General features: G+C 65.4%; 1 protein-coding gene. It reads left to right on the top strand.

Features of this window, described 5'->3' with window-relative positions; translation table 11 throughout:
* On the top strand, positions 1-657 hold a 657-nt coding region (locus RB608_RS28235), incomplete at its 5' end, for an IS630 family transposase (protein ID WP_308091432.1).
* Between the last annotated feature and the right edge of the window lie 2 nt (positions 658-659).

Here is a 659-nt window from a genome sequence, read left to right on the forward strand (position 1 = left end):
GTCGGGAAGGTCACCGACATCTGCGGGCTCTACCTGGGCACCAACGCCGACATCCCGGCCAACGCGATCGTGCTGAGCGTCGATGAGAAGTCCCAGATCCAGGCGCTGGACCGCACCGTCCCGGTCTTGCCGATGCAGCCCGGGAAGATCGAGCGGCGCAGCCACGACTACTACCGGCACGGCACCACGACCCTGTTCGCCGCACTCGAGATCGCCACCGGTCAGGTGACCGCCGCGCTCAAGCCGAAGCACCGCCACCAGGAGTTCCTCGCCTTCCTGCGTCAGATCGAGCGGGCCTACCGCGACGCCGTCGATCCCGAGACCGGGGAGCCGGTCGAACTGCACCTGGTGATGGACAACTACGCCGCCCACAAGCACAAGAACGTCCGCGACTGGCTCGAGGCGCACCCCCGGATCAAGGTCCACTTCACCCCGACCCACGCCTCCTGGATGAACCTGGTCGAGGTCTGGTTCGGCCTCGTCGAACGCCAAGCCGTGCGCCGCGGCGTGTTCAAGTCCGTCAAGGACCTCAACGGCAAGCTACGCGCCTACATCGAGGGCTGGAACAAGCGCGCCCACCCCTTCGTCTGGACCAAGACCGCAGACGAGATTCTCAAGAAGGCCAACCGTCCAACAACTTCAAATCCGCGCCACTAGCT

This window comes from Nocardioides sp. LHD-245 (assembly GCF_030929495.1).
Lineage (GTDB): Bacteria > Actinomycetota > Actinomycetes > Propionibacteriales > Nocardioidaceae > Nocardioides.